Genomic DNA, 13,536 nt, shown 5'->3' with positions numbered 1-13,536 from the left:
GAAGGCAAATAACGAAGAAGCCAGGTCATAGAGACACTTAGGATCATGCCGCCGCAACTTGTCGATTTGCGTCGCCTGGGCCCGACAAGGACTGGCAGGACGTATTACCATCTGGTAAATGGCACTCGATTTTGTTGTCCATGAACCCGTATGTCAAAGTTACGTGGTCCAAAGTTACGTGGTCTATGCTGTTGAGAAGGGGATGAAATGATGAAAAGAATCGCTTTGGTCGTACCGATGTTGCTCTGGGCGGCGAGCGCGCATGCTCAGGTGGTTCGCGTGAGCGCCGCCAACTTCACGCCGGCCGCCGGACAGATCACCTTCAGCGAATATGCCCAGGGTACGGTGAATCCGACCTATCTGCCGTCGCAATATGGCGGCGGGCCGTCGGCCCCGACGGTGACGTTCGGCGGTTATTTCACGGGACAGTCGCTCAGCCTTACCCCCGGGACTGACTGCCCCGGCGCCGCCGCGACGGCCTGCGTCGTCGGTGCCGCCACCGGTCCGCTGACGCTCGCTTCCGGCTCGCCCAACACCTTCATCACCGGCGATGGCGCCAACCCGACCAGCCCGGTTCTGTCGGGCAGTCCGACGTTCAACGGCCCGGTGTCGGTCCTGTTCAACACCGATCAGGTCGCGGTAGGCTTTGACGGCGGCTTCTTCGATGCGGCCGGCTCGACCGGGATCGTGGCGTTTGCCCGCGACGGCACCATTCTGGGCACGATCTCGAATACCGGCACGGGAATCGAGTTCCTCGGTCTCGCCGTTGCGGACGGCACGGCGCGTATCGCCGGTGTCGGCCTGCGCCTCGTCGGCGCCGAACCGGCTGGCTTCGCGATCGACAATCTGCGGTTTGGCGTCGCCGGTCAGGTGACCGTCCCGGGCGTGGTCGCGGCAGCTCCCGAGCCTTCGACCTGGGCGTTCATCATCACCGGCTTCGGTCTGGTCGGTGGGGCATTCCGCCGCTCACGGGCCCGTAATGGTCTGACCAAGCTCGCCATCGCCTGAAAACTACCCAGACTTTATACGCTATGACGACCCGGCAGCCCCCACGGCAGCCGGGTCGTTTTGCATGGAAATGTCCGTTGCCGCATTGTCGGGAGCGCACCTGGACAGGCCGGAACGGTTATGCACTATCCGCCGGCCGGAGGGGGCTCTGATGAACACCGACGTTGCGGCCTATTACGATCGATTGGCGCCGGAATATGATGCCGATCGCTTTGGCGGAAGCTACGGCAAGTTTATTGACGCACAGGAACGGCGGCTGATCGCGGCGATGCTGCCCCGCGGCGCCACGCGCATCCTCGACATCGGTTGCGGCACCGGGCGGCTGACCGATTTCGCCAGCCATGGCTGCGACATAAGCGCGCAGAGCGTCAGGCTGGCGTCGCTGCGTCATCCGGGCAAGTCGTTCGCCGTCGCCGACGCGACCGCCTTGCCCTATCCCGATGCGTCGTTCGATGCGGCGCAATGCTTTCACCTGCTGATGCACCTGGATCGCGCCACGGTCGCGACGTTGCTGGTCGAGGCGGCGCGCGTGCTGGCGCCAGGCGGGACGTTCGTGGTCGACGTCGCCTCGGGCCGGCGCCGCCGCCTGGTGCGGCGACCGGCCAACGGCTGGCATGGCGCGACCAGCCTGACGCGCGCTGAACTCGCCGCGCTGGGCGCCCAAGCCGGCCTTCGGCTCGACCGGATAAGCGGCGTAGCGATGACGCCGATCCACCGCGTGCCATCGGCCTGGCGCGCCGCCTTGGTCCCGGTCGACCGCATGGTATGCGCGGCGCTGCCCGATTTCGCTTCCTATCTGGTGGCGGCGTTCGTCAAGACGGGGGATCGATGATCGCGGCCGTGCGGCGTGCGCTTCGCACCCACGTGCCCGAACCCGTGCGCCTGGGGGTGGCGCTGGCCAGGCGGACAATAGGCGACCGGGCCAGCGGGCATTGGCGCCACATGGCCATGCGGGCGACCGCCGCACCCGACGGTAGATCCTGGCCGGTCGCGGTCGAGATCACCCAGGAAATGAAGAAGTCGCCCTTCTGGGAAGGCAAGGTCGAGAATATCCGATTGGGAGCAGCGCGGCTGGACGGCGTCGTGATCGCGCCGGGCAGGATATTCTCGTTTTGGAAGCTGATCGGCCGGCCATCGTCCGCGGCGGGGTTCCACCTCGGCCGATCGATCCGCGGCGACACCGTTGGCGGCGACGTCGGCGGCGGGCTCTGCCAGTTGAGCGGCATCATCTACGAGGCGGGATTGCGCGCCGGGCTGGAGGTGCTCGAGCGGCTGCCCCATTCGCGCGACCTCTATGCCGAGGACGAACGGTTCGCGCCGCTGGGCCTCGATGCCACGGTGGTGTGGCCGTACAAGGATCTGCGGCTGCGCAACCCGCTGGCCCAGCCGGTTGCCTTCACCTTTGTGATAGAGGGGTTCAGTCTCGCCGCCGCCGTCCGCATGCCGCAGCCGGTAGCGCCGTCGCGGCTCGACATCCGCCGCACCGACGGGGCCGGGGAGCGAGAGGTCCGGATTTATCGCGTGTCGCCCGGCGGGAAGACGATACCGGTGAGCGCCGATCGCTATCGGGTCGAGCCACAGGCGGCGTCGGCATGAGCGGGCAGCAAACGAGCGTGGCGATGACCCAGGAGGCGATCGTCGGCCGATCCGCGGTCGAGTTCCTTCAACGGGCGCTGAGCGAGCATGGCTATGCCCTGTTCGACAGCGTCGCCATGGACGCCATCCTGCGCGAGACAGGTGTGGCGGCGTGGCCCACCTTTGCCGACAGCTGGAATGACCTGCCGCTTGACGCCGACCGGCTGTCCTACAGCCCCGGCACTATGCCATAGTCTCGCCGGCTCTTTGATGGGCGTCGGCAATTCGGTCGTCGACTTGGGCAGTCGTGACCTGTCACCGCCGCCGGCATGACGCAGGTTAGCCGTTAGGGTGTGACTTTCCGTGAACTTTGGCGCGGTCGTCAGACCGGCGACCATATCAGCTCGTCCTGACCCTCGTCCTCGGCGCCGACCGGGCTTGCCTCGGGCCCGACCGCCTCGAGCAGCTTGTCGAGTACCCAGTCCACGCCGGTTCCCGCCGCCGCCGACATCGGGATTACTGCAGCGCCGCTTGCTTCCTCCAGTTCCCCGACCAGCGCCGCGATCAGCTCGTCGTCCAGCGTGTCGATCTTGTTGAGCGCGACGACGATTTGCTTGTCGGTCAGCCCCGCGCCATAGGCGACCAGTTCGTCGCGGACGATGCGATAGCTTTCGGCGACATCATTGTCGGTGGCATCGACCAGATGGAGCAGCACGCGGCAGCGCTCGATATGCCCCAGGAAGCGGTCGCCGATCCCCGCGCCTTCGGCGGCGCCCTCGATCAGGCCGGGTATGTCGGCGACGACGAACTCGCGATTATGGTGGCGGACCACCCCCAGCTGGGGCCTGGTAGTGGTGAAGGCATAGGCGCCGACCTTGGCCTGGGCATTGGTGACGGCGTTGATGAAGGTCGACTTGCCGGCATTGGGCAGCCCGACCAGCCCCGCATCGGCGAGCAGCTTGAGCCGCAGCCACACCCACGCCTCCTGGTACGGCCAGCCGGTGCCGTGCTGGCGCGGCGCGCGATTGGTCGAGGTCTTGTAGCTGGCATTGCCGCGCCCGCCGTCGCCGCCGGACAGGAATATCTCGCGCTGGCCGACCTCCGTGAAGTCGAGCAGCACCTCCTGTTTGTCTTCCGACAGGATCTGGGTGCCGACCGGCACCTTGATCAGCAGGTCGTCGCCACCGCCGCCTGTGCGGTTGCTGCCCGATCCGCCATGGCCGCGCGGCGCCCGGAAATGCTGGGTATAGCGGAAATCGATCAGCGTGTTCAGCCCGGCGACCGCCTCGAAGACGATGTCGCCGCCCTTGCCGCCATTGCCGCCGTCGGGTCCGCCATATTCGATGAACTTTTCACGCCGAAAACTGACCGCGCCGGGTCCGCCGGCGCCCGAGCGGCAGAAGATCTTGGCCTGGTCGATAAAATGCATGATGCGCCTCTAATGCTTTAGCGCAGCTAAAGCGACCCGGAGGCGCCTGGTCTGCGAACCCTTCTACCACCGACCTCGACCTGACCGACTGCCGCACCTGGTCGCGGTGAAGCGCCACGCCCCGACTCAGGCGGCTATTGGCGCCGTTCCTGGCCAAGCGGCGCCGAAATCGAGTTCCATCGTCGCGCCTTCATCCTCCCGACCTCGGGCACGGCTGTGCAACATGGCGGTGCCGATCGGCCGGAAGCCCAGCTTCGCCAGCACGCGGCCCGACCCGGGATTGTCGATGAAGTGCCGCCCGACCACGCGCTTCAGCCGCAGCGCATGCCGCCCTATCTCGATCACCTGCCGTCCCGCCTCTGTCGCATAGCCGCGGCCCCACACCAGCGGGGTCAGCCAATAGCCGATCTCGCGTCCGCCGCCTTCGACGGGGTGCAGCCCGATGCCGCCGACTAGGCGCGGCGCGGCTTCCTCATGGTCGAAGATCAGCAGCGCGATTTCGCCATCCACGCGCGGCATGCCCAACCAGTCGCGGGCGTCGTGTTCGGCATAGGGCCAGGGCGCCCGAGCGAGGTTGGTCACGACCGCCTCATGCCCGATGGCGCGCGCCAGCGCGGGCGCGTCCTCCGGCCAGCCGGGGCGCAGCGTCAGTCTCTTGGTTCGTGCGAACATGCCGCTCTCCAACGTGTCGCGCCGCTGCCACGCCAGGATGACGCGGCGGCGACAGAGTGGAGGGAGCAACAAAAAAGGGAGCCGGGGCGACCCGTCTCCCTGTTGCGGTTTATGGTAAAACCCGGGTCACCCTGGTGGGCAACCCGGCCGGCTGCCCGCTATTCGGCGGCGATCGCCTGCATGTCGACCGAACAGAATTTGCGGCCGAGCTTGCCGTCATGGAACATCACGCGGCCGTCGATCAGCGCGAACAGCGTGTGATCCTTGCCGATGCCGACGTTGCGGCCCGGATAGAATCGAGTCCCGCGCTGGCGCACCAGGATGTTGCCGGCGGCGACTTCCTGCCCGCCGAACTTCTTGACGCCAAGACGGCGACCGGCCGAATCGCGGCCGTTGCGCGACGAGCCGCCAGCTTTCTTATGTGCCATTGTCGATGCTCCTCGTGCTTCGCTCAGCCTTGGGCCGACTCGCCGACCGACACGATCTTCAGGATCGTATGGTTCTGGCGATGGCCGTTGCGGCGGCGATAATTGTGGCGGCGGCGCTTCTTGAAGACGATGACCTTTTCGCCCTTTGCCTGCGCGACGATCTCGGCGGCGACGGTCAGGCCCTCGACGCTCTTCAATTCGCCACCCACGCCAGCGAGGAGGACATCACCCAGCGTCACGGACGTTCCGGCATCCCCGTCGATCTTCTCGACGACGATCTTGTCTCCGGCGGCGACGCGATACTGCTTGCCGCCCGTGCGCACGACTGCGAACATGGCCTTCATCACTTCCAAATAAGCTCGCCCGCTGGATAGGTCCGGCTGGGGAAGAGCGGCGACCTAGGTCAAGCCGCCCATGGTGTCAACCATGACGGCGGCACCGGTCGAGGTGTTGCCTCAACGGCACAATCGTCATTCTCCGTAAGAAGAATGTGAACTTAGTGTTGCAATGCAATGTCCGATATGGCGTCATCCGGTTTCCGAAGAAACGGAGGGCGACCATGTCCCCGATCCGCGTCGCGGAAAAGACAAGGGTTGTGAGCGATGATGGGCAAAGTTCCGGATCGCGGCACAGCCAAATCTGCAAGATTCCGTCAAGGCTGACGCGCGACGAGGCAGGACGTAACGCGGATGCATGTGCGGCAAGTACCTGACCACGATTGAGCGCGATGGCGCCGTCGGAGGGACGGTACGCCTGTGGAGATGAGCCTGGGAGCCTTTACTTTGGTGGGGACTCTCGAAAATGAAACTTTGCAGCGTATCGATCATCGCTATCGCCACTGCCGGCGCGACCATGACGTCGCCGGCGTTCGCTCAGACCGTCGAGCCCGCCAGCGCGCTCGACAAGGCCGGGACGACCCCCCAACCGGGAGCCGCGGCGCCGCAGACGGACCCTGACGATCAGGGCAAGGAAATCATCATCACCGGCACCCGCGCGACGGGCGTGACGGCCGCCGAGAGCGCGACGCCGATCAAGGTGCTGAGCGCGGACGCCTTGAGCCGGGTCGGCCCGCCGAACCTGAGTCAGGCGCTCACCCAGCTCATCCCGTCGTTCAACGCTCAGGCCTTTGGCGGCGATACCGGCAATTTGACGCTGTCGGCACGTCTGCGCGGGGTCAGCCCGAACCATACGCTGATCATGGTCAACGGCAAGCGTCGTCACGGCACCGCCAACCTTCAGGTCCTGGGCGGCACAAGCCAGGGCGGGGCGGCGCCCGACCTTGACCTGATCATCCCGTTGTCGATCGCGCGGGTCGAGGTGCTCGAACAGGGGGCCGCTGCGCAATATGGCTCGGATGCGATCGCCGGGGTCATCAACATCATCCTCAAGGACGATAATGAGGGCGGCGAGCTCCAGGCGACGGGCGGCCAATATTATCGCGGCGACGGCACCACCGTCGGCGTCCAGGGATTCCTCGCGACCAAGGTCGGCGACAACGGTTTCCTGAACGTCAGCGGCTTCTATCGCTTCCACGATTTCAGCCAGCAGGGCGGGCTCGATCTGCGCGTCACCGATCCCAACGGCGTGATCCTGTCGTCGCTGTCTCCCGCGCTGCAGGCGATCCGCCAACAGACCGTCGGCTATCCCTATATTAACAAGATCGTCGGCGATGCCCAGTCGAAGCTGTTCGCGCTGAACTACAATGCCGGCTATGATTACGGCTCGGTGCAGGTCTATACGTTCGGCACATTCGCCCGGCGGACCGCCAGCGCCTATGAAAATACGCGGGTGCCCGATCGCGTCATCGCCTCGCCGGTACTCGGCGTCGCCGGGTCGATTACGACCCCCGGCGAGTTGATATTTGCCCCACGGGGCTTCAACCCGCGCGAAGGGCTGGACGAGCAGGATTTTGCCTTCACCGGCGGGATCAAGGGCGAAATTTCGGGTTTCAAATGGGACTTCAGCACCACGTACGGGGAGGACAGGGACAAGATCTTCACCTATGACAGCGCCAACGCGTCGTTGTTCGTCGACACCCATTTCACCCCGACCAACTTCTACAACGGCTATTTCCTGAACAAGGAATTCACCGCCAACCTCGACCTCAGCCGCGAATTCGACGTCGGCATGGCGGGGCCGCTGAACGTCGCGGGCGGTATCGAATATCGCGATCAGAAATATACGATCGGCTCGGGCGATCCGGGATCGATCTACAAGGAAGGCGGCCAATCCTATCCCGGGTTCCGCCCGTCGGACGCCGGCACCAACGGCCGCCACAATACGTCGCTCTACGTCGACGTCGCCCTCAATCCGATCGAGGGCCTGAAACTGGACGGCGCGGTGCGCTATGAAAACTACAGCGATTTTGGTGACAAGGTGATCTGGAAGACCACCGCCCGCTATGACATCACCCCGGCCTTCGCCTTGCGCGGCACGGTCAGCACCGGCTTCCGTGCGCCGACCTTGCCCGAGGAATTCTATTCGGCGACCAACGTCTCGCCCACTTCGGCGGTCGTGCAGCTGCCGCCCAACTCGGCTGCTGCGGCGCTGGTCGGGTTCAAGGCGCTCAGGCCCGAAACCTCGACCACCTATAGTGCCGGCGTCGTGATCCGCCCGATCGACAAGCTCGACATCACGATCGACGCCTATCAGATCAAGATCAAGGATCGCATCATCGGGTCGGGCTCGATCATCGGCAGGTCCGGCGGCGTCATCGATCCCGTCACCGGCGCGGCGGTGCTCGCGGCGATCGCGGCGCGCGGCAACATCATCGATCCGACGGTCGGCAACGTCTCCGTTGCGGCATTCACCAACGGTATCGACACCCGCACGCGGGGCATTGACGTCACCGCGACCTATCCGCTGGATGTCGGTTTCGGTCGTGTCCTGCTGTCGGTGAGCGGCAATTACAACGAGACGAAGATCACCAAGGTCACGACGACACTGGTCGACACGACGGCAATGAGCACGCTGGAGACCGGCTCGCCCAAGGCCAAGGTCATCTTCGGCGCGACTTTGGTCACCGGGCCGTTCGACCTGACGCTGCGCGAAACGGTGTTCGGATCGACGTCGATCCTTTACCGTTATTCGGGCAATTACGACTATGTCAGGAATGACATCGGGACGGCAGGCATCACCGATCTCGAAGCGAGCTACAAGTTCAGCGATGCCCTGAAGCTGTCGATCGGCGCCAATAATTTGTTTGACAAGAAGCCGCCGCTGTCGGTCCGTCAGCTGGCGGCCCGCGGCGCGACGGCGGGTTTAGCGAGCAGCCTTGTCCCGTCGACCGGCACCAACGTGTGGGACTCGCCACTCACCTTCTCGCCCTACGGGATCAACGGCGGCTATTATTACGCCCGCGCGACATTCAAGTTCTGAAGCTGGACCAGATACGAAAGGGGGTCGCGAGCCCCCTTTTCATTTCAGTATGCGACACTCGCGGCGGTCAGTGCCGATGCTCCCGGCGTAAATGATAGCGGCCGCCGACATAGCCGGTGAACAAGCCCGCGATCGCCGGATGGTCGATCGGTTCCTCGCTGTCGTCGGCGACCAGATTCTGCTGGCTGACATAGGCGACATAGCTCGATTCGGCATTTTCGGCGAGCAGATGGTAAAAAGGCTGGTCCTTGCGGGGGCGCGCCGCCTCAGGGATTGAGTCATACCATTCGTCGCTGTTGGCGAAGACCGGATCGACGTCGAACACCACGCCGCGAAAGTCGAACGTCCGGTGCCGCACGATATCGCCGATCGAGAAACGCGCGTGGGACACCGGCGGCATCGGCACGCCTGCCTCGGATCGCACTTCATGGCTGTTGGGACTAGTCATTGCACCAATCTAGTCGCTTGTGCGCCGCACACAAGCGCAGCTGCTTGTGCCGGCCTGAAACGTACGCTAGTGGCGCCCGTTCATTCGACCCGCGCCGCGCGACCTGGTGGATCGCGGCGTGGACTCCCGTTGCGGAGAGGTGCCAGAGTGGTCGATTGGGACGGTCTCGAAAACCGTTGTGGGTTCACGCTCACCGTGGGTTCGAATCCCACCCTCTCCGCCATCGGTCAAGAGGGCGGACGCGGCGTGTACATCGGCAGCGCCGGGCGCAAGCGCGCTTACCGCCCGAGCGCCGCCATCTGCGGCGTGGCGTAGCGTGTCCCGGTCGCCGCGCCGGGCGGCAGGACGCGGTCGATCCGCGCGAGATCGTCGGCGCTCAGCGCGACGTCGAGCGCGCCGAGATTCTCCTCCAGATATCTGCGCCGCTTGGTGCCCGGGATCGGCACGATATCGTCGCCGCGCGACAGCACCCAGGCGAGCGCGAGCTGCGCGGGGGTGCAGCGCTTGTCGGCGGCGATCGCCGCGATCTCCTCGACCAGCGCGATGTTCCTGGCGAACGCCGCGCCCTGGAAGCGCGGGCTGTTGCGGCGGTAATCGTCCGCCGGAATGTCCTCGGGCGTCTTGAACTGGCCGGTCAGGAAGCCGCGGCCGAGCGGGCTGTACGGCACGAAGCCGATGCCGAGATCGCGCACCGTCGCCAGGATCTCGTCCTCGGGATCGCGGCTCCACAGCGAATATTCGGTCTGCAGCGCGGTGATCGGGTGCACCGCATGGGCGCGGCGGATCGTCGCGGGCGCGGCTTCGGACAGGCCGAGATACTTGACCTTGCCGGCCTGCACCAGTTCGGCCATCGCGCCGACCGTGTCCTCGATCGGCACCTCGGGATCGACGCGATGCTGGTAATAGAGATCGAACATTTCGAGCCCGGTGCGCCTGAGGCTCGCGTCGCAGGCCTGGCGGACATAATCGGGGCGGCCGTTCACGCCCCTGAAGCTGCCGTCCTCGCCGCGCACGTTGCCGAACTTGGTCGCGACCACCACCCATTCGCGGCGCCGGCGCACGACGCGGCCGACCAGCTCCTCGTTGCGGCCGACGCCGTACGTGTCGGCGGTATCGAGGAAGGTGACGCCGAGATCGAGCGCCCGCTCGATCGTCGCCTCGGATTCGGCATCGTCGCGCCCGGCGTAGAATTCGGACATCCCCATGCATCCGAGACCGAGGGCCGAGACTTCCAGCCCCTGCGAGCCGAGCTTGCGCATTTCCATGGCTGATTTCCTGTGATGTGTCGGGACGGCGTGCCGGTCGGCATCCAAACCAGCGACTGTTGAACGGTGTTCCGTCATGGGCGAACGAAGGTGATCAGAGTTCCCACCTATCAACCAATCATGGCAGGCCGCGGTCGAGCTCGGCCAGGAAGGGCGCGGCGGTGCCGTCCGACGGCGCCCGCCAGTCGCCCCGCGGGCTCAGCGCGCCACCGGCGGAAACCTTGGGCCCGTTGGGCAGGGCCGAGCGCTTGAACTGGCTGGTCGTGAAAAAGCGGACCAGGAACTTCTCCAGCCAATGCCGGATCGTCGCCAGGTCATAGGCATGGCGCGCCGCCGCCGGGAAATCGCGCGGCCACGGCCCGTTATCGGCATCGCGCCAGGCCGCCAGCGCGAGGAAGGCGATCTTCGACGGTGCCATGCCGTGGCGGATGACATAATGGGCGAAGAAGTCGTTCAGCTCATAGGGGCCGATGCGGTGCTCGGTGCTCTGGAGCACGCCGTCCGCGCCGGCCGGCACCAGTTCGGGCGAGATCTCGGTCCCCAGGATCGCGTCGAGCACCAGATCGATGGCGGCATCGAACTGGCCGTCCCGGATGCACCAGCGGATCAGGAACTGGATCAGCGTCTTGGGGACGCCGGCATTGACCGCATAATGGCTCATCTGGTCGCCGACGCCATAGGTGCACCAGCCGAGCGCCAGTTCCGACAGGTCGCCGGTGCCGACGACCAGGCCGTTGTGCCGGTTGGCCAGCCGGAACAGATAGTCGGTGCGCAACCCTGCCTGGACGTTCTCGAAGGTGACGTCATAGACCGGTTCGCCCGCGGCGAACGGATGGTGCATGTCGCCCAGCATCTGACGCGCGGCGGGGCGGATGTCGATTTCGGCGGCGGCGACGCCCAGCGCGCGCATCAGCGCCCAGGCATTGGCTTTGGTCCCGTCGCTGGTCGCAAAGCCCGGCAGGGTATAGGCCAGGATCCGGTCGCGCGAGCGGCCGAGCCGGTCCATCGCCTTGGCCGCGACGATCAGCGCATGGGTCGAATCGAGCCCGCCCGACACGCCGATCACCAGCCGGTCGGCCTTGGCGGCGACGATCCTTTGGGCAAGCGCGGTGACCTGGATATTGAACGCCTCATAGCAATCGGCGTCGAGCTTTTCGGGCGTGTTCGGCACGAACGGGAAGCGGCGGATGGCGCGTTTCAGGCCGACATCGGCAAAGTCCGGTCGAGCCTCGAACGTTATCCGGCGGAACGCGGTTTCCGGATGACCGGCGGCGCGCGCCGCGTCGTTGAAGGTGCCGTTGCGCATCCGTTCCTGGCGAAGGCGGCCGCAATCGACATCCGCCACCAGCAATTCGGGATCGCCCTCGAACCGTGCCGATTCGGCGATCAGCTCGCCGAGCTCGTGGATCATCCCCTGGCCGTCCCAGGCGAGATCGGTGGTGCTCTCGCCCGGCCCGGAGGCGGAAAAGACATAGGCGCAGATCGCGCGGTCCGACTGCGCCTCCGACAGGAGCATCCGCCGCCGCGCCTTGCCGATCAGCACGTTGGAGGCCGACAGGTTGCAGCACACAAATGCACCGGCCAGCGCGCCGTGGGTCGAGGGCGGGGCGGGTGCCCAGAAATCCTCGCAGATCTCGGCATGAAAGACGAAATGGGGCAGGTCGCCGGCAGCGAAGATCAGGTCGGGGCCGAACGGCACCGTCCGGCCGGCGACGATGACGTCCAGGCCGGCCATGCCCATCCCGCTCGCGAACCAGCGCTTCTCGTAATATTCGCGGTAATTAGGCAGGAACGTCTTGGGCACCACGCCCAGGATGCGACCGCGATGGATCGCCACCGCGCAATTGTACAGCCGGCCGTTGCGCGGGATCGCGGCACCGACGAGCAGGACGGGGCGCAGCTTTGCGGTCGCCGCGGCAACCTCGGCCAGCGCGTGGTCGGTGGCGCCGAGGATCGCGTCCTGGAGATGCAGGTCGTCGATCGCATAGGAGCTGATGTTGAGCTCGGGAAAGACCAGCAGGTCGCACGCTTCGTTATCGCCGCGTCTCGCCAGCGCGATCGCCTCGCGCGCATTGGCCGCAATGTCGCCGACCGTCGCCACCGGAGTGCATGCCGCCACCCGCAGGAATTCATGCGCATGATGCGAGTAGAAACGGTGCGCCTTCGCCATGCGGCGCCACTTAGCGCCGTTCTCGGTGCGGCGCCATCCGCTCCGGCCGGACCGCTGCGCCGCGTGTCAAAGTTCACGAAAAGTCACACCTTCACGACGCTTGTCTGGCCGATCCCCGTCCACGCAGAGAGGCGGATAAGGCGGGGAGCTTGTCCCCTTCCGCCAGGCAAGCTTCCGTCGGACGTGATCAGCCTGACATGTCAAATCCTACATTACCAGTGGGCCAGGGCAGGGCATCTACAGGGCATCTAAGAGTCTATTTGAAAACGTGCTGGAGGACACGTTTTGCGGGCCGGCACCGAACAGAGACTCACTTTTCGCGAGTTTCCAAAACGACCCTAGGGATGCCACGTGAATGGTTGCATCCCCGTAAATAGAACATATGATGAACAAGTATGTCCGAATCGGTTGCCTCGATGTCGTCGTTGCGCCGCTGCGTGGAGCGGCTGGAGGGGCGGCGCGCGCCCGGTATGACGGCGCGGTTCGCGACCGGGCATGAGGGGATCGACAGCTGGCTGGGTGGGGGGCTGGCCCAGGGACGGCTGCACGAACTGATCGCCGCGGGCGAGGATGCCGGATGCGGCGCCGGGTTCGCGGCGATGCTTGCAATGCTGGCGGGCGGGGGACGGCCGCTCCTGTGGCTGCGGACCGACAATGCCCAGCGTCGCTGCGGCCGGCTCCAGGCGACCGGGCTGGGGGAATTGGGCGTAGCGGGCGGCATGCTGCTGCTCGGGCTGGTCGCCGATGAGGCGGCGTTGCTCAACGCCTCGGCCGATGCCGCGCGCTGTGCCGGGCTGGGCGCGGTGCTGGTCGAATGCTGGGGCAGGTCGCGGTTGCTCGATCTGACCGCGACGCGGCGGCTGATGCTGGCGGCCGAGGCGTCGGGCGTCACGATGCTGTTGCTGCGGATCGCCGGCGAGGAGATGCCGAGCGCCGCCGAAACGCGGTGGCGGGTGGCGCCGTCGCCGTCGACGCCGCTCCCCGACGGGTCGTCTTGCGGGGCGCCGGGGCATCCCATGTTCGATGTCGAATTGCTGCGCCGACGCGCCGGCCCCGCCGGACGCGCCTGGCGGCTGGAGTGGGATCGTGACCGAAAGAGCTTCCGCGCACCCCCGGGCGAACCGGCGCTGTCTGGCGCTGTTCTTCCCGTGGCTGCCGGCTGA

At 65.9% G+C, this 13,536-nt stretch carries 13 protein-coding genes and 1 tRNA gene; 7 read left to right on the top strand and 7 right to left on the bottom strand.

What is annotated here, in order from left to right:
- The first annotated feature begins 207 nt into the window (after positions 1-207).
- The 4 genes from ACFE7K_RS07990 to ACFE7K_RS07975 all read left to right on the top strand — a co-directional run bounded on the left by ACFE7K_RS07990 (position 208) and on the right by ACFE7K_RS07975 (position 2,837).
- Positions 208-1,008: a PEPxxWA-CTERM sorting domain-containing protein gene (locus ACFE7K_RS07990; RefSeq protein WP_375397651.1), complete on the top strand. Its 801-nt coding sequence runs from the start codon at positions 208-210 to the stop codon at positions 1,006-1,008.
- Positions 1,009-1,159: 151 nt separating this feature from the next.
- Complete coding sequence (locus tag ACFE7K_RS07985; protein ID WP_375397650.1) at positions 1,160-1,840, top strand: class I SAM-dependent methyltransferase; 681 nt, start codon at positions 1,160-1,162, stop codon at positions 1,838-1,840.
- Positions 1,837-2,604 carry a VanW family protein gene (locus ACFE7K_RS07980; RefSeq protein ID WP_375397649.1) on the top strand — a complete coding sequence of 256 codons (768 nt, stop codon included), beginning with the start codon at positions 1,837-1,839 and terminating at the stop codon, positions 2,602-2,604. The genes ACFE7K_RS07985 and ACFE7K_RS07980 overlap by 4 nt, the downstream gene beginning before the upstream one ends.
- A complete protein-coding gene (locus ACFE7K_RS07975) occupies positions 2,601-2,837 on the top strand; it encodes a hypothetical protein (protein WP_375397648.1) in 237 nt (78 codons plus the stop codon). The genes ACFE7K_RS07980 and ACFE7K_RS07975 overlap by 4 nt, the downstream gene beginning before the upstream one ends.
- A 128-nt stretch (positions 2,838-2,965) precedes the next feature.
- Here the strand turns inward: ACFE7K_RS07975 and obgE are convergent, their stop codons facing one another.
- The 4 genes from obgE to rplU all read right to left on the bottom strand — a co-directional run bounded on the left by obgE (position 2,966) and on the right by rplU (position 5,447).
- Positions 2,966-4,012 carry a GTPase ObgE gene (gene obgE, locus ACFE7K_RS07970; RefSeq protein WP_375397647.1) on the bottom strand — a complete coding sequence of 349 codons (1,047 nt, stop codon included), beginning with the start codon at positions 4,010-4,012 and terminating at the stop codon, positions 2,966-2,968.
- A gap of 126 nt (positions 4,013-4,138) precedes the next feature.
- On the bottom strand, positions 4,139-4,684 hold the full coding sequence (locus tag ACFE7K_RS07965; protein WP_375397646.1) for a GNAT family N-acetyltransferase: 546 nt from the start codon (positions 4,682-4,684) through the stop codon (positions 4,139-4,141).
- 158 nt (positions 4,685-4,842) lie between these two features.
- Positions 4,843-5,112, bottom strand: coding sequence for a 50S ribosomal protein L27 (rpmA, locus tag ACFE7K_RS07960; protein WP_375397645.1), 270 nt, complete (start codon positions 5,110-5,112; stop codon positions 4,843-4,845).
- Between the two features lie 23 nt (positions 5,113-5,135).
- The gene (gene rplU, locus ACFE7K_RS07955; protein WP_375397691.1) at positions 5,136-5,447 is read right to left on the bottom strand and encodes a 50S ribosomal protein L21; all 312 of its coding nucleotides are present in this window, start codon (positions 5,445-5,447) and stop codon (positions 5,136-5,138) included.
- Positions 5,448-5,913: 466 nt separating this feature from the next.
- Between rplU and ACFE7K_RS07950 the strand changes: the two genes are divergently transcribed.
- Positions 5,914-8,490 carry a TonB-dependent receptor plug domain-containing protein gene (locus ACFE7K_RS07950; protein ID WP_375397644.1) on the top strand — a complete coding sequence of 859 codons (2,577 nt, stop codon included), beginning with the start codon at positions 5,914-5,916 and terminating at the stop codon, positions 8,488-8,490.
- Positions 8,491-8,557: 67 nt separating this feature from the next.
- Here ACFE7K_RS07950 and hspQ read toward each other — a convergent pair whose 3' ends face one another.
- Positions 8,558-8,938 carry a heat shock protein HspQ gene (hspQ, locus tag ACFE7K_RS07945; protein WP_375397643.1) on the bottom strand — a complete coding sequence of 127 codons (381 nt, stop codon included), beginning with the start codon at positions 8,936-8,938 and terminating at the stop codon, positions 8,558-8,560.
- Between the two features lie 133 nt (positions 8,939-9,071).
- On the opposite strand from hspQ, the gene ACFE7K_RS07940 reads away from it, so the two are divergent.
- Positions 9,072-9,161, top strand: a tRNA-Ser gene (locus ACFE7K_RS07940).
- A 55-nt stretch (positions 9,162-9,216) separates the two neighbouring features.
- Here the strand turns inward: ACFE7K_RS07940 and ACFE7K_RS07935 are convergent.
- Together ACFE7K_RS07935 and ACFE7K_RS07930 are read right to left on the bottom strand one after the other, a co-directional pair.
- A complete protein-coding gene (locus ACFE7K_RS07935; RefSeq protein WP_375397642.1) occupies positions 9,217-10,203 on the bottom strand; it encodes an aldo/keto reductase in 987 nt (328 codons plus the stop codon).
- A 118-nt stretch (positions 10,204-10,321) separates the two neighbouring features.
- Positions 10,322-12,373 (bottom strand): NAD(+) synthase, encoded by a 2,052-nt coding sequence (locus tag ACFE7K_RS07930; RefSeq protein ID WP_375397641.1) that lies wholly within the window; start codon positions 12,371-12,373, stop codon positions 10,322-10,324.
- A 395-nt stretch (positions 12,374-12,768) separates the two neighbouring features.
- Between ACFE7K_RS07930 and ACFE7K_RS07925 the strand changes: the two genes are divergently transcribed.
- Positions 12,769-13,536: an ImuA family protein gene (locus ACFE7K_RS07925; protein ID WP_375397640.1), complete on the top strand. Its 768-nt coding sequence runs from the start codon at positions 12,769-12,771 to the stop codon at positions 13,534-13,536.

Origin of the sequence: uncultured Sphingomonas sp., from assembly GCF_964244265.1 — a bacterium.
Classification (GTDB): Bacteria; Pseudomonadota; Alphaproteobacteria; order Sphingomonadales; family Sphingomonadaceae; genus Sphingomonas.
This window is presented reverse-complemented; position numbering and strand designations above follow the sequence as displayed.